A 22,445-nucleotide genomic window follows, 5' to 3' on the forward strand; every position below is an offset into this window, starting at 1 on the left:
GGACTCCTCGGGTTGCGGGACAGGGGCTGAACAGGCACGTGGGACCGGTCGGTCTCAGGTGAGTTCGCTGAGAATCGGGCGGCTGTGCGTTCGGCGGGGCATCGCGATGACGTCCGCGCCCAGGTCGGACCAGCGCGGGCGCAGGCCCTGCTCGACAGCGGTCAGCTGCTCGAAGAGCAACCGGCGCAGCAGGGTGATGCCCCGGTCGGCGCCGCCGAGCCGCTCGCGGGTGCGGTCGGCGATCGCGCCCTGGGTGACCCAGGCCATCACGTCCTGGCCGTCGATGGTGTCGAGGTTGAACGAGCCGTCGGCGTGCTTGATCTCGGCCTCGGAGACGTGGTAGCGGGTGCCGACGGCGGTGTCGTCCGAACTGCCCCCGGCGCCCGGCCGCCCCGGGAAGCGGATCTCGGTGCCGGGGGCCGGCGCCGCCGCGCCCCGGCCGCGCACCTCGTACCAGATGTGCCAGGTGCGGACGTCGTCCAGCGGGACCCGGAACTGCAGCGAGCGGAAGTAGCGGTTGCTGACGTACATCGCGGCCGGGAAGAGCACCAGCTGCCCGACCGACCAGTCCTCCTCGGCCCGGTCCTGCTGCTCCAGCAGGCGACGCTTGATGATGCCCAAGTCGTCGGTGTCGAAGCCGAGTTCCTCGTGGTGGGCGACCTCGTACAGCTCCTGGTGGCCGGACTGCCGGTTCTGGTGGTTGGCGAAGTGGCCGTGCAGCCACTCCAGGTGGACGGGGTCCAGGCCGTTCTCCACGATCTGCAGCCAGTTGCAGTCGATCACCGCGGTGCGGATGGAGACCTCGACGTCGCTCTCCACCATGAGGTCGAACCTGGGCAGCTCGGGCGGCGTCCCCGGGGCCAGGTAGGCGAACACCAGGCCGCCCAACTCACGTACGGGGTAGGCAGGTTGGGTGACCCGGTGCTTGAAGCCCAGCGACGGGTCCTCGTTCGGCTGGTCGAGGCAGGCGCCCCGGCCGTCGAAGAGCCAGCCGTGGTACGGGCAGCGCAGGCCGCGCTCCTCGACCATGCCGAACGCCAGCGAGGTGCCGCGGTGCGGGCAGCGCTCGTCGAGCATCGACCAGGTGCCGTCCGGCCGGCGGAAGAGTGCGAAGCGCCGGCCGAACAGTTCGACCGGGCGGACCTGGCCGGGCTCCCAGCCCACCGAGACGGCCACTGGCATCCAGTAGTGGCTCAGCAGGTCGCCCATCGGCGTGCCCGGGCCGACCTCGGTGAGCCGGCGGTTTTCGTCGATGCTGAGCGTCATGCGAGCCCTTTCGGGGAGTGGTGTGGATTCCGGCGGACGTCACGGAAGAGGAAAGACCGCTAAGGCCTAGTCATATTCTGAGTTTATGGTTGTCATATTTCCTTGTCAAGAATCATTCGCGGCGCCCGGAAGGCAGCGGAACCGCCGGCTGTGAGTCACCTTCCGGGGCGTCCCGGCCGGCCGCCAGCGCGGCCCGGGCCGACGCCAGCAGCCCGCGCTGCTCCAGCTCCCGCAGCACCGGCCCGGTGAGATCCCCGCGCAGGTGACCGGAGATCACCTCGCGCAGCGCGCCGCCCTCCTCGGCGTGCCTGGCCCTGATCTCCTCCGGGACCAGCACGCCAAGATGCTCGGCCTCCCGCCGCACCAGTGTGTCCAGCAGTGCGGCTGAGGTCACCTCCGGCTGCTGCTCGGCCAGTTGGGCCAGCGCGGTGGCGGCCGGGACGCCCAGCGCCTGTTCCATCGCCCGCTCGCCGCGCTGCTGGCGGACCGTGCGCAGCAACTTCTCCCAGTAGTAGGTCGGCTCGAAGTCGAAGGCGCAGACCGGTGGTTGGACGCCCTCGGCGACCAGGTCGCGGATCCTGGCCAGCAGCGCGAGCGCGTCGTCCCGCTTGGCGTCCGGCCTGGTCGTGCGCACGTGCTCGCGCAGGGCGTCGAGTTCGGCCTGCGGCAAGCCGGCCTTGCGGCCGTCCGCGTACACCTGGCCCCACGAGCGGTCGGGGTAGAAGGTGCGCTTGGCCGCCGCCAGCAGGGCGTCGTGGGTGGCCGCGCCGATCGCCCCCGCCTGCCGGGCACCGGCCAGGCCCGCCCGCAGGTTGACCATCGCCTCCGACAGCGGACGGTAGCCGTCCTCGCCGGGCGCGTGGACGATCGTCACCTCGTCGTCGTCGGTGAGCCGACCGTCCCTGAAGTCCTCGAAGACGCTGCCGACGCCGTCCATGCCGAAGGCGTGCAACTCGGCGGCGCGCAGCGCACCCATGCTGGATGCGCCCACCACCCGCACCCCGCGGCTCATCGCGAAGAGGATCTCCTTGTGCCACACCGCCGGGACCTGCTCGAAGAGCCCGTCCACGATGCCGATCACGCTGGGCGGTTCACGGTCCAGGACCAGCTCGGTCACGTCCCCGCAGCTGACCGGCGGCAGGTAGTGGGCGTCCAGCACCGCGCGGGCCTGCTCGACCGGCAGGCTCGGACCGAGGAAGACGTACACGCTCATGCGGATCCCTTCTGGGCGCGGGCTCGGCGCGCGGTGGCGCGCGGACCGGGGGTGTAGCCGATGAACAGGGAGTAGTGCTCCAGACCCGGCACGACGACCTTGACGGTGGGGATGCCGACCTCCGGCTTGCTGAGGTCGACCGCGACCACCTGCTCGACGCCGACCTTGCGCAGCCGCTCGAGCACCGCGTCCAGGTCCTCGTTGAGGGTCGGGTTGTCGATCCCGGTGGTCGGGTCGAACGGCCGGGTGCCGGGGTGGGCGAAGAAGACCTCGCGGGTGCGGGCCAGCGTCTTGGCGCTGTTCTGCGCGTTGTACATGGTGCGGAAGTTCTCGTCCCGGCTGGCCGCGATGACGGTGACCCGACTCTGCGCCACCTCGGTCAGCGCGCGGGAGAGCGCCACGGCGGGGGAGGTGTGCGCGCCGTAACCCCAGCAGGCGCCGAACGAGCGCCAGGCCACCCGGTCGGCGCTCTCCACCGCGCAGGCCTGGAAGGCCGGGATGCCGGTGTCGCAGGTGACGTCCCAGACGGCGACCTCCAGGCCGCCCTCCGCGAAGGCGTCCAGCAGGCCCCGGCAGCCGGGGTCGTCGATGGTGGCCAGGTCGAGCTTGGCGGCCTCGACGTCGGAGCGTTCGCGCAGGCCCTGCCACCACATGGTCAGCGCGTCGCGCTCGGCCAGCTCGCAGATGCCGTGGATGGTGGCCTCGACCAGGTTGTTGCCCGAGGCCAGGCCGTTGGAGCTGACCCGGAAGGTGGTCGAGGCGTAGTCCAGGCCGACCTTGTTCAGCAGCACGCTCTCGTGCGGCAGCCAGATCGGCTCGCCGCCCATCAGCTCGTAGCCCTCGGTCCACAGCAGCGGCAGGTCGGGGCGCAGCGTCGAGCGGGCGGGCGTCTCGCGCGAACCCGTGCCGGTGGTGTCCAGCCCGCCGCGCAGCGGCAGTTGGTGGATGTCCAGGACAGGCAGCCGGCGGCGCAGGTTCTGGTACGAGTCATGGCGCAGCGGTCCGTCGAAGAACTCGGCGTGCCAGCACTCGATCGACTCCATCAGGGCCGAGACCGCGGCCGCCGCGTGGTCCACGCCCTTGCCCTGGGAGACCGACAGCGAACGGGAGTTGGGTCGGATGGCGTTGTAGACCGGGATGCCGAGCCAGTCCAGGCCGGTCATGTTGGCCAGCCGGGTGATGCCGAACTGCCCCATCCGGGAGCCGAAGTCGGCCAGCGTCTCGGCCGGCGGGCGGGCGCGGTGGGTGCCGTCCCGGTGTTCCTTGGGATGGCGGTGCTTCAGTTCTTCCATGGCGTCGGCGCCACCCTTCATATCGTGTCTGGGACTTGGAAGATCGCGTAGTCGCCGTCGACGACCAGGGCGGCGGCGAAGCGGCGCAGGCCCGGGCCGGCGCCGGTGGGGATCCGGGCCTCCAGCGCGCCGGCGCCGGGCGCCAGGGCGCGGGGGAGCAGTGGGTGTTCACGATGGCCGCCGATCGGCTGGCGACTGGCGGCGAACCAACCTCCTTGCACCAGCGGTGCGTTGAACTCCACCCGAAGTGCGGTCGGGTCGACCCGCAGCCGGCTGGGCGGGGCGAAGCCGTGCGGGAGGCTGTAGGCCGGGCCGCAGCGCTCGCAGATGTACAGCTCGCGCGGCCGGGCCGGGGCCCAGTGCGGCACCAGCTCGATCCCCAACAGCTCCCTGCCGCAGTGGTGCCGGAGTCCGGTGGCGCGCTCGGGGCGGTAGCCGAAGGCGCCGGTGAGGTAGTCGTGCACGTCCGGGCCGCGTCGGCTGAGGATCGTGGCGAGGAAGGCGCACAGCGCGCGGTCACCGGCGCCGGCCCGCTCGACCGGGTTGCCGGTGGCCTCCGCCCTTGCCCGCAGGTCGAGTTGGCTGGCGAGCCGGCGTCCGGTCATCGCCGGGTAGTCGCCGGCGGCGACGGCGGCCCGCACCATGACGGCCTGCAGCACGTGCCGGGCGGCCCGGTCCAGGTTCTCCTCAGCCATGCTGGCCGCCCTGTGCCGGGGTGCCGGTGAAGACCCGGATGCGCGAGAAGGCGCCGGCCGCGGTGTGGCAGAGCGTCACGCTCTCCCCGGCCGGCCCCGGCACGCGCTGGCTGCCCGCACCGGCCGGAACCGGGGCCGGGAACCGACCGCCGTCCCCGCCCTCGCCCACCACGGTGCACCACCCGGACAGTTGCCCGGTGTCCCAGTGGACCAGCCCGTCGGCGCGGTCGTGGTGGACGCCGAGCGGTATGTTCGCCGCACCGGCGGGGGTGTCGCTGAGCAGGCCGTGCACCGCGCAGCGGCGAACGGTGCGCCGGTAGGCGGGGTGCAGTACGGCGGCGTACGCGGTCTCGGTGACCGGGCCCCCGCACGCGGGGCACTGGCCGTCGGGCCGCGAGCCGGTGGGCAGGCAGAGCTGCTGCCAGGCCTCCTCCGGCGCGGCGGCCAGGACCCGCAGCAGCGCGGTGTCCAGTTTGGTGGCGCTCGCGGGCGCCCGCATCGCGGCCACGGCCGCCTCGGCCAACCGGCCGCTCAGCCGGGTCGAGTCGGTCGCGGCGGCGAACTCGGTCGCGAACAGCAGGTCGACGGTGGACTGCCACGGGCGGACGGCGGCGCGCGCGGGGGTGGTGGCAGTGCGCACCGGGGCGGCGGCCGCCACCGGGGCCTGGGCCGGTCGCTCGGTGGCGCCGGCCGGCGGCAGCACGAGGTCCGGGTCGCCCAGGCAGACGTACGAGGCCGGCCCCTGCGCGGACAGCCGGTTCACCCGCAGCGCGACCTCGCCCAGCGAGGCCCCCTCCTGCAGCAACTGGGCCACCGCCACACCCAGTTGCGGGGTGCCGTGGTTGATCCGGGTGGAGGCGACGACGCCCGCCACATGCGCACCGCGCAGCAGCTGCTGGGAGAGCTGGAACCGCGCGCCGAGCAGACCGTCGTGCGGCTGGTAGGCGGAGCAGGAGAGCAGTACGAGCAGCCGGGCGCGCACGGCCCGCGCGCCGTGGAAGGCCTGGAAGCCACTCTTGTGGTCCAGTCGGCACGGCCCGCCGCCCTGACAGGGCAGGAACCGCTCCCCGGCCCGCGCGGGGGCGGGCCTGAGCCCGTCGACCTGGAGGCACAGCACATGCTCGCCGACCCGGAAGTCGGCGCCGTTCCCGTGGCTGTGCAGCACCACGGCCTCGGCGCCGGAACGCAGTTGCTCGACGAACTCGCCGGACTGCGCCGAGCCGTAGACGCCGGGCCGCTCGGCGGGCGGGGTGCGGCGGAAGTCGGTGTAGTAGAGCGACCGGTGGCGGTGGCGGGGGGTGGGAGCGTGCAGGGTCGCCGCCCGGTCCACCAGCGCGGCGGCCTCGGCCGGGTCGGCCGGCAGCGGCAGCACGCCGACCGGGAGGTTGAGCTCGCGGCCGCGCCCCATCAGCGCGTTGACCTCGCGGAAGCCGAGCTCAAGCTCCGCCAGCAGCACGAAGGCCGAGCCGTCCCGCGCCGCCGCCAGGTCGAGGGCTCGCAGTGCCTGATCCGAGTCTTCCACGGCGAGGAAGGGTCGCCCGAGCGCTTCGGCGTAGCGGTGGGCGAGCTCCCCGGCACTGCCCTGCCCGATGACCAGTCCGCCCGTGCGCCCGGGGGCGGCACGGAGCTTCAACTCATTCATGACTGAGTTGATATCATAGTCAGTCAAGCTTGTCACTATTCAAGTCATGAGGTAGCTTCGCTAAGCCGCGCACTCGCGCGGGCCCCCTGTCCAGCGTGCACGAGGAGTAGCGAATGGCGCACGAAGAAAATCTGCCGACCGGGTCCACGGAGGGTGTCGCCGCGGAGCCGGAGGAGTCCCCCCTGGCCGCCGAGGAGCGCGACGAGCAGGCGTATTTCGAGCAGCTGGCCGCCGTGAAGGACAGCATCCTCGAAGGTGTCATCACCCCTTGGTGACCGATCGTCCGTCCACGTAGGAGGAGGAATTTTGACAATTCACCAGCCGCTGGACGCCCAGCAGCGCGATCTGTTCCGCGACCAGGGATTCCTCGGTCCGCTCACCCTGATGACCCCGGCGGAGATGGCCGGGCTGCGCGTCGAACTCGACGCGGTGCTGGAGACCCCGGGTCTGGCCCCCGCGCCCGACGCCGAGCAGTCGCGCGGCCGGCTCGCCGACCTGATGGCCCCCCGGCAGGGCGGCTCCCCGGTCCCGTACGTCGAGTCGCGCCACCTGGACGCTCCGGCAGTGCACCGTCTGTGCACCCACCCCGCACTGCTGGCGCTGGCGCGCTCGCTGTACGGCGAGGACCTGCTGCTGTGGCGGTCCACCTTCATCGTCAAGGCCTCCGAGGGCCCGGCCTTCGGCTGGCACCAGGACTGGGGCGGGGTCTTCGCACCGGGGGAGGCCTACGGTCTGGAGCCGCCGCTGGCCTTCACGTTCTGGATCGCGATCAGCGAGGTGCCGGAGGAGAGCGGGTGTCTGCAGTTCGTGCCCGGGGCCGGGGCGGTGCTGCCGGCCGCGCCCTCGGGCGCCGGGCGGCGGGCCACCCTGCTGGTGGGCGACGACGCGGTGGACACCGCCAGCGCCGTGGCGGTCCCGCTGCGGCCGGGGCAGTGCGTGGTCTTCACCGACCGGGCGCTGCACGCCTCGGGGCCCAACGTGTCGGGAGCCGAGCGGATCGGTCTGGCCGTCCGCTTCACGGTGCCCGCCGTGCGGGTGCGCCCGCACTTCCCCGGGCACGCCGTGGTCCTCGCCTCCGGCCGGGACACCGCCGGCCTGAACGCCCTGGCGACCCCGCCGGTCTGACCGGATCCGTCTGGGAGAAACTCCTCGCAGAGAAGTTGACTCAGCTTATTGACTCGAACTGACTTCGAAGTCTAGAGTTCTAGTCATGGAGGCCAACCGGCCCCCCTAATGAAAGAGGTAAAGAGATGAACATCTCCCGCGAGATCACCGAGCTGCTCACCAACGACGAGCTGGACATCGTTCTGGGTGCGGCCATGATGGCCGAGACCATCTGACTTGCATAGTCAGGCCGGGCTGTCGGCGGGAATTCCCGCCGACAGCCCGGCCAGCAATCGGCTCCAGCATTCCCCAGCATTAAGGATTCTGATGGCATCCGGAACTGACCAGGCCACGCCGGTCCTAGAGGTCGCCGGGGTGTCGCGCTCCTTCCGCGCCCGGCACGGCACCGTCCAGGCGCTCAAGGGTGTGGACCTGACGGTCGGATCGGGTGAACTCGTCGGCCTGCTGGGCCTGAACGGCGCGGGCAAGAGCACCCTGTTGAAGATCATCTCGACGCTGCTGCTGCCCACCGGCGGTACCGTCCGGGTCTGCGGCCACGACGTGGCCCGCCGCCCCCGGGAGGTACAGCGCAAGCTCTCCCTGGTGCTCGGCGGCGAACGCGGCCTCTACCTGCGCCTGTCGGCCCGCGACAACCTGCGCTTCTTCGCGACCCTCACCGGCCTGAAGGGCCCCGACCTCGGGCGCCGCTGCGAGCAGGCGGTGGAGTTCGTCGGCCTCGGCCCCGCCGCGGACCGCCCGGTCGAGACGTACTCCAAGGGCATGCGCCAGCGCCTGCACCTGGCGATCGGCATGGTCACCCGCCCCGAACTGCTGCTGCTCGACGAGCCGACGGTCGGGCTGGACCCGGCCGAGGCGGAGAACATCCGCACCGCGGTCTCCAGGATGCGAGACCAGGGCACCACCATCCTGCTCACCAGTCACTACCTCAATGACATCGAGCAACTGGCCGAGCGCGTCGTCGTCCTGCACGACGGACGCGTCCTGCACGACCTGCCGCTGCCCCGCCTGCTGGAGCGCGCCAAGGCCGCCGCCGTGGTCACCCTCACCGGCCGCGGCACCGCGCCGGCGCACCCGCCGGCCGCGCTGGACGGCCTCGCCTCCGTCGGTGTGCTCCAACAGCACGCCACCAGCTGGTCGTTGGAGCTGCACGTGCGCGCCTGGACCCCCGAGTCGCTGCGCCAGCTCGCCGACCTCTGGCCGGACCAGCAGCTCACCGACGTCCGGGTCGCGCCCTCCGGCCTGCAGCAGGTCTTCAAGGAACTCGCCGACGACGTGAAGAGCGCCGCGTGAACCACCTCGCGCCCGCGCCCTGGTGGCGGGTGGCCGCGGCTGCCTTCCGCCTCCAGTTCCGCGGTATCTCCTGGCTCAGCGTGCTGGTCGGCGCGGCCATCCAGCCCGCCACCTACGTCACCATCACCCTGGCCGCCAACCACCAGGGCGGGCTGGACCCCGACGCGGTGGTGCTCGGCAGTGCCGTGCTCTCCGCCTGGACGGCCACCCTGTGGCACGCCGGCATGGTGCTGCGCCGCGAGCTGTGGGCCGGCACACTGCCCGCCATCTGCTCACGACCGGGCGGTCTCGGCCCGACGCTGACCGGCAAGACGGTCGCCTCGGCCACCCTCTCGGTCGCCGTCATCATGCTCTCGGTGAGCCTCTCCGCCGCGCTGAGCGGCCACCCGCTGACCGTCGCCCGGCCCGTGCAGTTCGCCGCCGCGCTGGCGCTCGGCTTCGCAGCCACCCTCCCACTGGGCCTGCTGGTCGCCTGCCTCTTCCTGCTGACCCGGGCCGCCCTGCGGGTGGCGGAGGCGCTGATCTACCCCGTCTTCATCGTCGGCGGCCTGATCATCCCGCTCGCCGCGCTGCCGGGTTGGGCCCGTCCGGTGTCCGGCGGCCTGAGCCTGCACTGGCTGAGCGTCCTGCTCACCGACGCGGCGGCCGGCCGCCCGGCCGGACTGCTGCCCTGGTGCGCGCTGCCGGTCACCGGACTGCTCTACGCCCTCGCGGCCCGGATCGCCTTCGGCCGTGTCCTGCACCGTGCCCGCAAGGAGGGCAGCCTTGAGATCTTCTGACCTCCTCCCCGCACTCGCCAGGGCCGGCCGCCTCGGCGCCCGCGAGTACCTGGTCGAGTACCCGTCCCGGATCCTGCTCGGCGCGGTGCTGCCGCGCGCCCTGCTGCAGGTCGTCTTCCTCACCATGCTGGGACGCGCGGTCGGGGGAGCGGACGGCGCGCTCGCCGCGGGCCTGGGCGCCTCCGCCTTCAACATCGTCTCGGCGACCGTGATCAAGGCACCCGACGTGCTGATCAACGAGCGGGTCCAGGGCACCCTGTACCGGCTGCGGATGACCGAACTCCCGCTGGCGGCCCTGGTCGCCGCCCGCTGGGTGGTCTACGCGGCCGAGGGGCTGACCACCGCCCTGCTCGCGGTGCCCGTCGTCGCGCTGCTCACCGGCCGCACCGAGCCGCTGACCGACCTGCCCACCACCCTGCCGCTCTACCTGCTGATGGCGCTCACCACCAGCGGCTTCGGTCTGGCCCTCGCCGTGGTGGCGGTGGGCCGCCGTGCCGACGTGTTCCTGACCAACTTCGGCTCCTACCTGGTGCTGGCCTTCAGCGGCGTACTGGCCGCCCTGCCCACCAGCGGCCCGCGGGCCCTGGCGGGCGCGGTGCTGCCGATCACCCACGGCATCGCCGCGCTGCGCGCCGTCCAGCACGGCGCCGGCGCCGGTCAGGTGCTGCGACTCGCGGCGACGGAGGCCCTGGTCGGGCTCGGCTGGGCGCTGGCCGCCGTGCTGGGCCTGCGGATCCAGGCCTACCGCCTGCGCCGCTCCGGCAACGACTTCCTGATCTGAGAAGGGTCCCCGATGACCGCGTCCCTCAGCCGGGACTCCTTCGCGCCACTGGACGCGCAGCAGACTCTGCACCTGTTCGACGCGCTCACCTGGTTCCCCACCGACCGGGCCGACGTGTGGCAGCGGGCGGCCGACCACGTCGGCGCCCACGCCACCCACGCGCCCCGGCCGGCGCCGCGGGACTGCCGCGCGGTGGCCGCCCGGGTGCTGGCCGGCGCCGCCCCGGACGCCACCGCGCTCTACCGCGCGAAGTACGAGGTGATGACCGCGCTCTACCCGGACGACTGGTTCACCTTCATGAACCTCGGGTACTGCGACGACCCGCCCGTGCCCGACCGGCCGTCCGGGTACGGCGACCCGGTGTGGCGGTTCGCCGCCCGGCACTACGAGTTGACGGCTGGTCAGATCGACCTCGCGGGCGCCGAAGTGCTCGACGTCGGCTCGGGCCGCGGTGGTGGCACGGCGCTCGTCGCCCGTACGCACCAGCCGCGTTCGATCCTCGGCCTGGACCACGCGCGCGCCGGCACCGCGTTCTCCCGGCGCGTGCACCGGGCGCCGGGCCTGGCCTTCCAGTGCGCCGACGCCGAGCGCCTGCCGTTCCCCGACCGGAGCTTCGACGCCGTCCTGACCGTCGAGACGGTGCACTGCCTGGCGGACGCCGACCGCTTCCTCCGTGAGGTGGCCCGGGTCCTGCGCCCCGGCGGGCACCTGCTCCTCGCGGACGAGTGGCCGGCCGTGGACCGGCCGCTGTCGCGGGTGGCCGCGGCCGGCCTGCGGGTGGTCGCGCACCTCGACATCACCGAGGGCGTCGTCCGCGCCCTGGACCGGCTGCCCGAACGCGCCGACGAGCTGCTGTCGCGGCTGCCCGAGGGCCCGGACCGGGAGGTCTACCGCCGCTTCTTCCACCAGCGGCTCTGTCGCGACTCCGGCCGGAACCTGCGCAGCGGACGCTTCGGCTACCTGCGGCTGCACGCGGTCAAGGAGGGCTGACCGCCGCCCACCGCCGCCCCACCCGATTTGGACGAGGATGGCCCGGGGCATCCCGCTGTAGGCTGAAACCTGCCTTGACAGGCGATGTCAACTGCTAGTCTTCATGCAGAGTCAAGGAGGTGTGGTCATGGTAGATCTTCAGGGCCTCGGGTCCCGTATCCGGCAACTGCGCCGAGCAGCCGGGATGTCGCAGGCAGACCTGGCGGGAGGCGATCTGTCGTCCAGCTACGTCTCCCTGCTCGAAGCCGGCAAGCGCAATCCGTCCAGCGCCGTGCTGGAACAGCTGGCCGAACGGCTGTCCTGCGATCCGGCGAATCTGCTGAGTTTCGTCGAGCGCGCCCAGACCGGCGACCTCGAAGTGGAACTGCACTACGCGGAGATGACGCTCCGCACCGGCGACGCCGCCGGCGCGCTGCGGGCGTACCAGGAACTGCAGGGCAAGGCCGCCGCGTCGGGGGAGCAGGAGATCGCGGAGGCCGCCGAACTGGGCGTGGCCAAGGCGCTGGAGCACAGCGGCCAGCTCGAGGAGGCCGTGGTGCGCTACGAGGCGCTGCGGACGGCGGCCCGGCAGGCGAGCAGCCGCAGCTCCCAGCTCGCCGTGGTCGTGGCGCTCTGTCGCTGCTACCGCGAACTGGGCGACCTCTCGTACGCCATCGACCTGGCCGAGACCACGCTGGCCCAGGTGCAGGACCTCAATCTGGCGCCCACCGTGGTCGGCATGGAGCTGGTCTCCACCCTGGTCGGGCTGCACTACGAGCGCGGCGACCTGCACCGCGCGGCCTACCTCGCCTCCGTCGGCATCGAGCAGGCCAAGGAGGTGAGCGACCCGAAGGCGCTCGGCGCCGTCTACTGGAACGCCAGCGTGGCCGCGCACAGCAACGGCCGTTCCGGTGACGCGCTGATGCTGATCCGGCGGGCGCTGGCGATCTACTCCGAGGGTGACAACCACCGGGCGCTGGCCCGGCTGCGCAACGCCTACGCGGCGGTGCTGCTGCAGACCGACGCGCCGGACGTGGACACGGCGAAGGGGCTGCTGCGGCAGAGCGCCGACGTGCTGGCCAGCCAGGGCAGCAGCGTCGACATCGCCTACTGCGAGACGGCGATGGCCCGTGCCGAACTGCTCTCGGGCCACCCGGAGGCCGCCATCGGCCACGCCCGCCGGGCGCTGGACCTGCTGGGCCCCAAGCACCGGCTGGAGACGGCTCGGACACTGCTGGTGCTGGCCGCCGCCCACCTGGAGCAGGGTGACGAGGAGGCGGCCCGGCTCGCCTACGAGCGCGGCGCACTGACCCTGGAGGCTTCCGAGGCGGGGCGCCAGGCGGCTTTCGCCTGGGCGGAGCTGGCAGAGGTGCTGGAGCGCTCGGGCCAGGAGGAACGCGCGGTGTGGGCGTATCGCCAGGGCATGCGCTGCATGGGCCGGCGCGGGAGTCTGGTCGGCGGTGTCGCGAAGTCGGTGCCCGGCCTCTCCTGACCCTGACCGGCGTGACGTCGGACGCGATGGGCGGCTCCTGTTGAGGGGGCCGCCCATCTGCGCATCGGGGCCCCCGACCCGTGCGCGGTACTGACGCGGCTGCCCGTCAGCAACAGAGCGGGACGTCCCCGACCGGCGGCGACGCGAACGCGGTCACGGTGTGCGCGCCCCGGCCGTTGTCGAGCCGTGCGGTTGCGCTGTGCACAGGGGCCAGGGTCAGCGCGGCGGCGACGAGCAGAAAGACGGACGTCGTTATGAGCTTCTGAATCATAAAAGGGCCCCGATCGCGGATCTGAGAATCGTTCGACTGCAACTTCACTCGGAATAATGACAACTGTGACTCCGATTGTCAATGATCTGCAACCCGAGCGATTCGCCCAATGATGTCCGACGTGTCCGGTTTGGGTCGTCACGGAAAAGCATGTGACTCGTCACAGAGGTGCTGGTAAGATTCGAGTATTGAGCAGTCAATAATCGAGTCATGAGTGATGTGAATGATTGCGCACACGGCTGAGCCGGCTCAGCTGTTCGTCGAGTCCCTGACCAGCGCCGGGTACCGGTGGCGTCACCCGCGCAGCCTGCACACCGACGACGGGCTGCTGTTCGGAGCCCTGCGCCGCGAGGGCGGTTCCGTCGCGCTGCAGTGGGGCGTCCACACGGGTCGGCTGGGGGCGCTGCCCGAGGCCGTGCCGTTGACCGCCCGGCGGACGGTCAACGCGGCCTGGGTCGGCCCGCGCGCACCCCAGGACGTCCTGGGCGACATGTTCGAGGCGCTGCGAGCCTGCGGCCTGGGCCCGGACGTGGTGGTCTGCCGGCTGGCGGACCAGACCAGGGCGGGCGACCCGGTCCGGGCCGCGCTGGCCCGCCTGGGCATCCCGCAGACCGGGGAAGGCCCGGACATCGAGGTACCGCCCGGCACGCCCCGCCGGATGCGCGGGACGCACGGCGTCCTGTTGTCGCTGGACTGCCAGCTCGGCCCGCCCTGCTCGGCGGCCTGCGCGCCCGGCTGCCTCTGCGGCCGGTACCTCCACCTGGGCGACGGCCGGTTCACCGGACCGGCGCGGGCGGCCGGCCCGCCGGTCTTCGAGTTCCTGGCCGCCGAGGACGCGGTCTCCTGCGGCTCCGCCCGACTGCGTGACCCCTTCGACCTGCCGCCCTTGCGCGGCCTGCTGGAGTCGGTCGCTGCCCGGCTGCCCGAACTCCTCGCCCTGCCCGCGCCCGGGCAGGCCCTGCGCCTGGTCGTCGACCACACCCGCGCGGTGGCGCTGCTGCTGGCCACGGGCTCCGTCCCCGGCCCGCGCGGTCCGGCTCACACCACCCGGCGGTTGCTGCGCCGGGCGGCCGGCACCGTGGTGCTGGCCGGCGCGCCCGCCGCCGGGATGGCCGACCTGGTGGCGCTGGCGGGCAGTGCCCACGGCTTCCCCGCCCTCTCGGTGGCCGCCCGCTACCTGGTGGAGCGCGAGACCGCCGCCTTCGACCGCGCGGTGGCGGCGGGCCATCGGCACTTCCTGCGCTGCCTGGCCCGCCGCCCGACGCCCGACGAGCTGGCGGCCGAGCTGGCCCGGCTGCGCTCGGAGCGCGGCGTGCCGCTCGCCCTCACCCTCAACTGGTGCCGGCAGCAGGGGATTTCCGTCCCCCTGCCGCTGATCGCCGCGGCCGACCTGCGGGATGCGTGAACCCCGGCAGCATCGACGTGCGGGGCTGTTCCCAGGGCGCCGCGCTCGCCGATCCGAAGGGACCTGTCAAGCCCGAGTCCCACCCGAAGTGTGATCACCTGATCGCCGAGCCGACCGAGAACGGCTCCGGGCAGGGGGACGCGGAGAGGCGCGCCGGCGAGGTGATGGCGTTGGGTGCGGACGCCGACAGGTCATCCGTGCACCCACGAGGGCCGGGCCCGTCAGACGGGTGTTCGCGATGCCGTGCCCGACGCGGCCGACGTGGCCGGGAGGGCGGGCGGCGCCTCGGTCAGGGTGACGTTGGCGCGTTCGAGCAGCGGTCCGGTCATCAGCGTGGTGACCAGGGCCATGACCACCATCGCGCTGAACATCCGGGTGTCGATCACGCCGAGGCGGTGGCCCACGTTCAGGATGACCAGCTCGGTGAGACCCCGCGCGTTGAGCAGTATGCCGAGGACGGTCGCCTCGCGCCGGGTCGAGCCGGTGAGCCGGGCGGCGAGGGCCGCGCCGACGAACTTGCCCGCGCAGGCCGTCACCAGCACCGCGGCCACGATGACCAGGCCGCGCGAACCGAGGCCGGTGAGGTCGACGGCGAGACCGGTCACCGTGAAGAAGGCCGGCAGCAGCAGGAGCCCCGTCTGTTCGATGCGATCCGGAACCTCGGGCGCGACCGCGTCGATGCGGTCGCGGGGCACCGCCGCACCGAACATGAACGCGCCGAAGATGGTGTCCAGCCCGATCCGGTCGGTGACCCAGGCGGTGAGCAGCGCGCCGATGACGAGCGCGGCGTGGATCCACGGCCCGTCAAGGGGCCGACCGCGTTCCGGCGCGAGCAGCCAGCCGAGGCCGGGGCGGACGACACCGGCGAGCACCAGGAGGACGAGGGCCGAGTGCAGCGCCAGCAGCCCGATCGACCAGGGGCTCCGGGCCTGCACCACGGCCACCACCACGGCCAGCGCGCACCAGGCGAGGAAGTCCTGCAAGGCTGCGCAGGCCAGCGACAGGCTGCCGAGCGGGTCGTGGTGCATCCGCCGCTCGGCGATGATCCGGGCGAGGACGGGGAAGGCCGTGATCGACATCGCCACGCCCAGGAACAGCGCCGGGCCCAGCCGGCTGTCCGTGGCCAACCGCGCGGTGCCGAAGCGGGGGTAGAGCAGCAGCGCCAGGCCGAGGCCGAGCGCGAACGGCAGCGCCACCGAGCTGAGCGACACCGCCGTCACCCGGCGCCCGGCCCCGCGCAGATGGCCCAGGTCGAACCGGTAGCCGACGGTGAACATGAAGAAGACCAGGCCCAGTTGGGACAGCAGTTGCAGGTACGGCTGGACCTCGGGCGGGAACAGGGCGGTGGTCAGGTGCCCCGGCAGCAGCCCGAGCAGGCTGGGGCCGAGTGCGACCCCGCCGACGATCTCTCCCATGACGGCCGGCTGGCGCAGTCGAACGGCGATGCGTCCGCAGACGAAGGCGGTGCAGAGGATGGCGGCGAGGGCGACGAGCACCTCGCCCGTGGTCGCGGCCTCGTTCGGCGCCGCGATCGCCATTCTTGATTCGTAGGGGAGTGCGGTCAGTGCGGGCATGATGCTCGGCTCTCTCGCTGGGCGTGCCGGAGCGCGCGTCGGCCGGTCCGGTATCGGGGGGAGGGGGTGTGGGTCACCGCTCGGTGGTGGCGAGGAGATCGGTGCGCAGCCGGACGGGGGCGGTGCCGAAGGCGAGCCGCCGCAGTATCGCGCCGTACAGCGGGGTCCTGGACATCAGAGCGGCCGCCCGCGGGCGGAGCGTCGAGGAGAACCGGCCGGTGGAGAGCATCATCCGGCTCTGGACCTGCTGGATCCGGGTGATCCGCTCCGCCTCGGGCCGACGCTGCGCCGCGTACCCGCGCAGACGGTCCGTGCTCGCGTCGCCACCGCGGACCGCGTCGACCAGGACGGGGTGAGCCGCCACGGCGTCCCGGATGGCCAGGTTGATGCCCTGGGCGCCGATGGGACTGTGGGTGTGGGCGCTGTCGCCGATCAGCAGCAGGCCGTCGCGCACCCACTCCTCGGCGCTGCCGGAGAAGACGTCGAGCAGGGACAGGTCGCCGAAGCCGGTGATCTCCGCCCGGATCCGCTCGGCGTACTCCGGCGCGGCACGGCAGAGTTTCTCGACGATGTGGCCGATGCCGAGGTCGGCCAGCGGGCGGAAGCCGCCGTGCGGGAGCGTCCAGCCGAGCTGGAGCGCGTCGGGCACCGAGCGGTAGCTCAGCACCGGGTTGCCGCCGGCCCGGAACACCCGGACGTCGTAAGGGTGTTGGCGCCCGGTGGGTTGGGGTGGCGCGGTGAGCCGGAACCACAGCACGTCCTGGCTGAACAGTTCCTGGCGCCGGTACCCGATCCCGGCGAGCGCGCGGACCCTGGAGAACCGGCCGTCCGCCGCGACCACGCACCGTGCGCGCACCACAGGTGCGGCGGTGCCGGCCGGCCCGCTCGTGACCACCCCGCGGACGGCGCCGCCCTCCTCCACCAACGCGGTGGCCTTCACGCCCGACAGGTGGCGGAAACCGTCGTGGCGTTCGCAGGCGGTCAGCAACTCGGTCAGCAGGTGCCGCTGCGGCAGGCTCAGCAGACAGTTGTACGGCCCGGGCAGCCTCCGGTAGTCGCCGTCGATCAGGATCCGCCCGTGCTCCTCCAGCAGGAACCGGTGGTGCGCGACCGCGCCGCGCTCTCGGGCCGGGCCGAGCACGCCCAGCTCGTCCAGCAGCGCCTGGCCGCCGGGTTGGAGGATCTCGCCGCGGTACGTCCGGTCCAGTGAGCGGCTGCGCTCCAGCACGGTGACCCGGACGCCGGAGCGGACCAGCAGCAGGGCGAGGGTCAGTCCGGCCGGGCCTCCGCCGACCACGCAGATGTCGGTGTCTGTGTCCATGCGGCCAGACGCTATGCGGGGCGCCTCAACGCCGGTTCGTGTCGCTTCTCCCGCGCCTGGTGGACGGCGGCTCGAAGCCGCCACGAACCCCGGCCAGGACGATCTGATCCGGCGCAAGTACCGGATGTGCACGACGGACAGGAGGTCATCGGGCATGGCGGAGACGGACAGGGGGAGCAGTGGTGTCAGCTGACGACGGGCGGCGGCGCGTGGTGGTGACCGGGATCGGCGTGGTGGCTCCCGGCGAGGTGGGCACCAAGGCGTTCTGGGAACTGCTGACCGCGGGCCGGACCGCGACCCGGACGATTTCGACCTTCGACGCGTCACTGTTCCGGTCCCGGGTCGCCGCCGAGTGCGACTTCGATCCGGCAGCACATGGACTGACGCAGCGTCAGACGAGGAAGTGGGATCGGACCACTCAGTTCGCGGTGGTCGCGGCGCGGGAGGCGCTGGAGGACTCGGGGGTGTCGGGTCTCAACGACCCCCTCCGCACCGGGGTGATGGCCGGTACGGCGTGCGGGATGACGATCAGCCTGGACCGCGAGTTCGCGGTGGTGAGCGACGAGGGCCGAAACCGCCTGGTGGACGACGCCCACGGCGTGCCGTATCTCTACGACTACTTCGTGCCGTCCTCGATGGCGACCGAACTGGCCTGGCTGGTGGGTGCGGAGGGTCCGGTGGGCGTGGTCTCGACCGGGTGCACCTCCGGGATCGACGTGGTCGCCCACGCCTGTGACCAGATCCTGGAGGGCGCGGTCGACGTGATGTTGGCAGGTGCCTCGGATGCCGCGATCTCCCCGATCACGGTGGCCTGCTTCGACGCGATCAAGGCGACCACGCCGCGCAACGACGAGCCGGAGAGCGCCTCCCGTCCGTTCGACCTGACCCGCAACGGCTTCGCCCTCGGCGAGGGCGCGGCCATGTTCGTCCTGGAGGAGCGGGAGCACGCCCGCCGGCGCGGCGCGCACGTCTACGCCGAGGTCACCGGCTACGCCGGGCGGTGCAACTCCTACAGCATGACCGGGCTGCGGCTGGACGGGAACGAGATGGCCGAGGCGATCCGGGTCGCGCTCGACCGGAGCCGGATGAACCCGGAGGACATCGCGTACGTCAACGCGCACGGCTCGGCCACCAAGCAGAACGACCGGCACGAGACCGCGGCGTTCAAGCAGAGTCTGGGTGACCACGCCTACCGGGTGCCGGTCAGCTCGATCAAGTCGATGATCGGGCACTCGCTGGGCGCTGTGTGCGCGCTGGAGTTCGCCGCCAGTGCGCTGGCGATCGAGCACTCGGTGGTGCCGCCGACGGCCAACCTGCACACGCCCGACCCCGAGTGCGATCTGGACTACGTGCCGCTGGTGGCCCGGCAGCAGCCGGTGCCCACGGTACTCAGCGTGGCCAGCGGCTTCGGCGGTTTCCAGAGCGCGATCGTGCTGGCCGAGCCCGAGTGGGGCCGCGCATGACCAGCGTGGTGGTGACCGGGATCGGGCTGGTGGCTCCGAACGGCTGGGGCGTGGCGGAGTACTGGGAGGCCACGCTGGCCGGCCGCTCGGGCCTGGGCCCGCTGACCCGCTTCGACTCCGACGGGTACCGGGCGCACGTGGCCGGGGAGGTGAACTTCACGCCGGAAGACCATCTGCCGGGCCGACTGCTGCCGCAGACCGACCACATGACCAGGCTGGCCCTGGTGGCCGCGCAGGAGGCGCTGGCCGACGCCGGGGCGGACCCGGCGACGATGCCGGACTTCGCCGCCGGGGTGGTGACGGCGGCCTCGGCGGGTGGTTTCGAGTTCGGCCAGCGGGAGCTGCAGGCACTGTGGAGCAAGGGGCCGGCGTACGTCAGCGCGTACCAGTCCTTCGCCTGGTTCTACCCGGTCAACACCGGGCAGATCTCGATCCGGCACGGCATGCGCGGCCCCGGTTCGGCGCTGGTCGCCGAGCAGGCGGGCGGTCTGGACGCGCTGGCCAAGGCACGCCGGCACGTTCGGGAGGGCACCGCGCTGATGCTGGCCGGCGCGGTGGACGGCTCGCTCTGTCCGTGGTCGTGGCTCTGCCTCACCCGCAGCGGCACCGTGAGCCCGGAACGGGATCCGCGCCGGGCCTTCCTGCCGTTCGACGCCGACGCCAGTGGCGGGGTGCCGGGGGAGGGCGGCGCGCTGCTCGTCCTGGAGGCCCCCGACCGGGCGGCGGAGCGCGGGCAGCGCCGCCACTACGGGGAGATCGCGGGCTACTCGGCCACCTTCGACCCGCGCCCCGGATCCGGCCGTCCGCCCGGGCTGCGCCGGGCGATCGAGGGCGCGCTCGCCGACGCCGGGCTCGGCCCGTCCGACATCGACGTGGTCTTCGCCGACGCGAGCGGTGTGGCCGAGCAGGACCGGGCGGAGGCCGAGGTACTGAGTGCGGTGTTCGGGCCGCGCGGGGTGCCGGTGACGGCGCCCAAGACGATGACCGGCCGGCTGTTGGCCGGCGGCGCCCCGCTGGACGTGGCGGCCGCGCTGCTGTCCATCCGGGACTCGGTGATCCCGCCGTCCGTCCACATCGGGCGGCCCGCGTACGGGGAGCTCGACCTCGTGCGGGACCGGCCGCGCCCGGCCCGGCTGACCAGCGCGCTGGTCCTCGCCCGCGGCCGCGGCGGGTTCAACAGCGCGCTGGTGCTGACGAGTTGCTGACGGGTCAGACACCCGTGACCACACGACCGAGACAAGGAAACGCCATGGCAGAGTTCACCCTTGACGACCTGATCACCGTGCTCCGGGAGGCCGCGGGCGCCGACGAGGGCGTCGACTTCGACGACATCCTGGACGTGCCCTTCGAGGACCTGGGCTACGACTCGCTGGCCCTGTTCAACACCGTCAACACCATCGAACGGGAGCGGGGGATCGCGTTGCCGGACGAGACGGTGGTCAAGGCCACCACTCCGCGCATGCTCCTGGACGCGGTCAACCTCCGCCTGATCCAGGCGGGTTGAGCATGTGCGGAATCGTGGGGGCGGTCGACTTCGACGCCCCGCCCGAGCAACGCCGGGAACTGCTCCAGGCGATGACGGACACCATGGCCTGCCGCGGGCCGGACGCCGAGGGGCTCTGGTTCGGCTCCTGGGCGGCGTTCGGCCACCGGCGGCTGGCGGTGATCGACCCGGAGCACGGGCGGCAACCGATGACCGCGAGCCACCAGGGTCGCGGCGCGACGATCACCTTCGCCGGGGAGATCTACAACTTCCGTGAACTGCGCGCCGAACTCACCACGCTCGGCCACGAGTTCCGGACCGCCTGCGACACCGAGGTGGTCCTGCGCGGATACCTCCAGTGGGGCACCGCGCTGGTGGAGCGGCTGAACGGGATGTACGCCTTCGGCATCTGGGACGAGCGGGCCGAGGAGCTGCTGCTGGTCCGCGACCGGATGGGCGTCAAGCCGCTCTACTACCACCCCACCCGTGCGGGCGTGCGGTTCGGGTCGGAGCCCAAGGCCGTTCTGGCGGACCGTTCCCTGCCGCGCCGGGTCGGCGCGGAGGGGCTGTGCGAGGTGCTGGACATGGTGAGGACGCCGGAGGCGGCCGTCTTCGCCGGGCTGCGTGAGGTCCGCCCCGGCCAGCTGGTCCGGGTCGGGCGTGGCGGGGTGCGCCGACACACCTACTGGCGGCTGGAGGCCCGCGAGCACACCGACGACCTGCCGACGACCATCACCACCGTCCGCGAGCTGCTCGCCGACACCGTCGAGCGCCAGCTGGTGTCGGACGTGCCGCTCGGCACGCTGCTCTCCGGTGGCCTGGACTCCTCGGCGGTGACCGCGCTGGCCGCCCGCTCCGGGCCGGTGCGCTCCTTCTCGGTGGACTTCCGGGGGGCGGCGGACGGCTTCGCCGCGGACGCGGTCCGGCAGACGTCTGACGCTCCGTTCGTCCGTGACCTCGCCCGGCACGTGGGCGCGGACCATCACGAGGTGCTGCTGGACAGCCCGGAGCTGACCGACCCGGCGGTGCGGGCCGCGGTCCTGCGGGCCACCGACCTGCCGCCCGCGTACTGGGGCGACATGTGGCCCTCGTTGTACCTGTTCTTCCGTGCGGTGCGGCAGCGGGTGACGGTGGCGCTGTCCGGCGAGGCCGCGGACGAACTGTTCGGCGGCTACCGGTGGTTCCGCAATCCGCTGGCCCTGCGGGCCGCCACCTTCCCGTGGCTCACCTCCGGTTCGGCGCGCTACTTCGGCGGCCGGTCGCTGTTCCAGCAGGGCCTGCTGGACAAGCTCGACCTGGACGGCTACCGGGCCGCCCGGTACGCCGAGGCGCTCACCGAGGTCCCGGTGCTGCCGGGAGAGCCGGACACCGAGCGCCGGATGCGCGAGATCGGCTACCTCAACCTGACCCGGTTCGTGCAGACGCTGCTCGACCGCAAGGATCGGATGAGCATGGCGGTCGGCCTGGAGGTGCGAGTGCCGTTCTGCGACCACCGGCTGGTGGAGTACGTCTTCAACGTGCCGTGGACGATGAAGAGCTTCGACGGACGGGAGAAGAGCCTGCTGCGCGCGGCCGTCGCCGACCTGCTGCCGCGCTCGGTGGTCGAGCGGGTGAAGACGCCGTACCCGGCCACCCAGGATCCGGGGTACGAGAGCGTGCTGCGCGCCGGACTCGCCCGGCTGCTGCGCGACCCGGACGCCCCGGTGCTGCCGCTGCTGGACCTCGACCGGGCGCGGTCCGTGGCCGACCGCCCGATCGGCGCGGTGAGCCGGCCCTACGACCGGGGCAGCCTGGAGCTGGTGCTCTGGCTCAACTCCTGGCTCGCCGAGTACGAGGTCACGCTGGATCTGTGACCGTGTTCGTCGAGGTGGCGTCCGCGTCACCGGTCAACGACGGGGGCAACTCGTCGGCCAGCACTGTCCGAAGGTCACGCAGCACTCGCAGCGTGGCCTTCAGGTCGTCCGGGTTCAGATCGCCGGCGAGGTGCTCCAGCCAGCGGCGCTCGGCCGGCTCGATCCGGGCGAGCGCCTCGCGGCCCTTGGCGGTGAGGCTGACCAGCGGGGCCCGCCGGTCGGCCGGATTGGGTCCGGTGCTGACCAGGCCCTCCTCGACCAGTTTGACCACGGTCTGCTGGACGGCCTGCCGGCGCAGCCCGCGCTCGCGCGCGAGGTGTGCGGCGCTCTGCGGGCCGTCGTGCAGCAGGCCGAGGACCTGCCACCGCGCGGAGGTGAGCCCGAACCGGGCGGACAGCGCGTCGCCCGCGCGGAGCAGGGCGCCGTTGACGGCGAACAGTTCGGTGGTGATGTCACTCAACGTGTCGGCCGCGGGGGAGAGGTCGGTCATGCGGGCAGCCTAACCGCAGCCTCGTCGACATTTCGACAAGA

20 protein-coding genes are annotated in these 22,445 nt (G+C 72.7%); 12 read left to right on the forward strand and 8 right to left on the reverse strand.

Annotated elements, in window-relative coordinates; all coding sequences use genetic code 11:
- Positions 1 to 54: 54 nt before the first annotated feature.
- The 5 genes from ACIGXM_RS34795 to ACIGXM_RS34815 form a co-directional block, all read right to left on the reverse strand.
- Positions 55 to 1,266, reverse strand: coding sequence for a Rieske 2Fe-2S domain-containing protein (locus ACIGXM_RS34795; protein WP_396568119.1), 1,212 nt, complete (start codon positions 1,264 to 1,266; stop codon positions 55 to 57).
- 112 nt (positions 1,267 to 1,378) lie between these two features.
- Positions 1,379 to 2,479, reverse strand: a complete 1,101-nt coding sequence (locus ACIGXM_RS34800) for a TfuA-like protein (RefSeq protein ID WP_396568120.1) — start codon at positions 2,477 to 2,479, stop codon at positions 1,379 to 1,381.
- Positions 2,476 to 3,771, reverse strand: coding sequence for a YcaO-like family protein (locus ACIGXM_RS34805; RefSeq protein WP_396568121.1), 1,296 nt, complete (start codon positions 3,769 to 3,771; stop codon positions 2,476 to 2,478). Before ACIGXM_RS34805 ends, ACIGXM_RS34800 begins: the two co-directional genes overlap by 4 nt.
- A gap of 17 nt (positions 3,772 to 3,788) precedes the next feature.
- Positions 3,789 to 4,466, reverse strand: a complete 678-nt coding sequence (locus tag ACIGXM_RS34810; RefSeq protein WP_396568122.1) for a hypothetical protein — start codon at positions 4,464 to 4,466, stop codon at positions 3,789 to 3,791.
- Complete coding sequence (locus ACIGXM_RS34815; protein WP_396568123.1) at positions 4,459 to 6,108, reverse strand: hypothetical protein; 1,650 nt, start codon at positions 6,106 to 6,108, stop codon at positions 4,459 to 4,461. Before ACIGXM_RS34815 ends, ACIGXM_RS34810 begins: the two co-directional genes overlap by 8 nt.
- A gap of 113 nt (positions 6,109 to 6,221) precedes the next feature.
- Between ACIGXM_RS34815 and ACIGXM_RS34820 the strand changes: the two genes are divergently transcribed.
- The 8 genes from ACIGXM_RS34820 to ACIGXM_RS34855 all read left to right on the forward strand — a co-directional run bounded on the left by ACIGXM_RS34820 (position 6,222) and on the right by ACIGXM_RS34855 (position 14,220).
- Positions 6,222 to 6,383, forward strand: a complete 162-nt coding sequence (locus ACIGXM_RS34820) for a hypothetical protein (protein WP_396568124.1) — start codon at positions 6,222 to 6,224, stop codon at positions 6,381 to 6,383.
- 31 nt (positions 6,384 to 6,414) lie between these two features.
- Complete coding sequence (locus tag ACIGXM_RS34825; protein WP_396568125.1) at positions 6,415 to 7,233, forward strand: phytanoyl-CoA dioxygenase family protein; 819 nt, start codon at positions 6,415 to 6,417, stop codon at positions 7,231 to 7,233.
- Positions 7,234 to 7,539: 306 nt separating this feature from the next.
- Positions 7,540 to 8,523, forward strand: a complete 984-nt coding sequence (locus tag ACIGXM_RS34830) for an ABC transporter ATP-binding protein (RefSeq protein WP_396568126.1) — start codon at positions 7,540 to 7,542, stop codon at positions 8,521 to 8,523.
- The gene (locus tag ACIGXM_RS34835) at positions 8,520 to 9,302 is read left to right on the forward strand and encodes an ABC transporter permease (RefSeq protein ID WP_396568127.1); all 783 of its coding nucleotides are present in this window, start codon (positions 8,520 to 8,522) and stop codon (positions 9,300 to 9,302) included. Before ACIGXM_RS34830 ends, ACIGXM_RS34835 begins: the two co-directional genes overlap by 4 nt.
- The gene (locus ACIGXM_RS34840) at positions 9,289 to 10,083 is read left to right on the forward strand and encodes an ABC transporter permease (RefSeq protein ID WP_396568128.1); all 795 of its coding nucleotides are present in this window, start codon (positions 9,289 to 9,291) and stop codon (positions 10,081 to 10,083) included. The genes ACIGXM_RS34835 and ACIGXM_RS34840 overlap by 14 nt, the downstream gene beginning before the upstream one ends.
- Positions 10,084 to 10,095: 12 nt before the next feature.
- The gene (locus ACIGXM_RS34845) at positions 10,096 to 11,073 is read left to right on the forward strand and encodes a methyltransferase domain-containing protein (RefSeq protein WP_396568129.1); all 978 of its coding nucleotides are present in this window, start codon (positions 10,096 to 10,098) and stop codon (positions 11,071 to 11,073) included.
- A 127-nt stretch (positions 11,074 to 11,200) separates the two neighbouring features.
- On the forward strand, positions 11,201 to 12,544 hold the full coding sequence (locus tag ACIGXM_RS34850) for a helix-turn-helix domain-containing protein (protein WP_396568130.1): 1,344 nt from the start codon (positions 11,201 to 11,203) through the stop codon (positions 12,542 to 12,544).
- 494 nt (positions 12,545 to 13,038) lie between these two features.
- Positions 13,039 to 14,220 (forward strand): alanine--tRNA ligase-related protein, encoded by a 1,182-nt coding sequence (locus ACIGXM_RS34855; protein ID WP_396568131.1) that lies wholly within the window; start codon positions 13,039 to 13,041, stop codon positions 14,218 to 14,220.
- Between the two features lie 221 nt (positions 14,221 to 14,441).
- Here ACIGXM_RS34855 and ACIGXM_RS34860 read toward each other — a convergent pair whose 3' ends face one another.
- On the reverse strand, positions 14,442 to 15,794 hold the full coding sequence (locus ACIGXM_RS34860) for a cation:proton antiporter (protein ID WP_396568132.1): 1,353 nt from the start codon (positions 15,792 to 15,794) through the stop codon (positions 14,442 to 14,444).
- A gap of 73 nt (positions 15,795 to 15,867) precedes the next feature.
- Positions 15,868 to 17,115, reverse strand: coding sequence for an FAD-dependent monooxygenase (locus tag ACIGXM_RS34865; protein ID WP_396568133.1), 1,248 nt, complete (start codon positions 17,113 to 17,115; stop codon positions 15,868 to 15,870).
- Between the two features lie 182 nt (positions 17,116 to 17,297).
- On the opposite strand from ACIGXM_RS34865, the gene ACIGXM_RS34870 reads away from it, so the two are divergent.
- The 4 genes from ACIGXM_RS34870 to asnB are packed head-to-tail and all read left to right on the forward strand — an operon-like array spanning position 17,298 to position 21,914.
- A complete protein-coding gene (locus ACIGXM_RS34870; RefSeq protein WP_396568134.1) occupies positions 17,298 to 18,578 on the forward strand; it encodes a beta-ketoacyl-[acyl-carrier-protein] synthase family protein in 1,281 nt (426 codons plus the stop codon).
- The gene (locus tag ACIGXM_RS34875) at positions 18,575 to 19,783 is read left to right on the forward strand and encodes a ketosynthase chain-length factor (RefSeq protein ID WP_396568135.1); all 1,209 of its coding nucleotides are present in this window, start codon (positions 18,575 to 18,577) and stop codon (positions 19,781 to 19,783) included. The genes ACIGXM_RS34870 and ACIGXM_RS34875 overlap by 4 nt, the downstream gene beginning before the upstream one ends.
- Positions 19,784 to 19,827: 44 nt before the next feature.
- Entirely contained in the window at positions 19,828 to 20,082 is a 255-nt protein-coding gene (locus ACIGXM_RS34880; RefSeq protein ID WP_396568136.1) for an acyl carrier protein, read from the forward strand.
- 2 nt (positions 20,083 to 20,084) lie between these two features.
- A complete protein-coding gene (gene asnB, locus ACIGXM_RS34885; protein WP_396568137.1) occupies positions 20,085 to 21,914 on the forward strand; it encodes an asparagine synthase (glutamine-hydrolyzing) in 1,830 nt (609 codons plus the stop codon).
- Here asnB and ACIGXM_RS34890 read toward each other — a convergent pair.
- The gene (locus ACIGXM_RS34890; protein WP_396568138.1) at positions 21,898 to 22,404 is read right to left on the reverse strand and encodes a MarR family winged helix-turn-helix transcriptional regulator; all 507 of its coding nucleotides are present in this window, start codon (positions 22,402 to 22,404) and stop codon (positions 21,898 to 21,900) included. The genes asnB and ACIGXM_RS34890 overlap by 17 nt on opposite strands.
- Positions 22,405 to 22,445 lie beyond the last annotated feature (41 nt).

It is taken from the genome of Kitasatospora sp. NPDC052896, assembly GCF_044547075.1.
Classification (GTDB): domain Bacteria; phylum Actinomycetota; class Actinomycetes; order Streptomycetales; family Streptomycetaceae; genus Kitasatospora.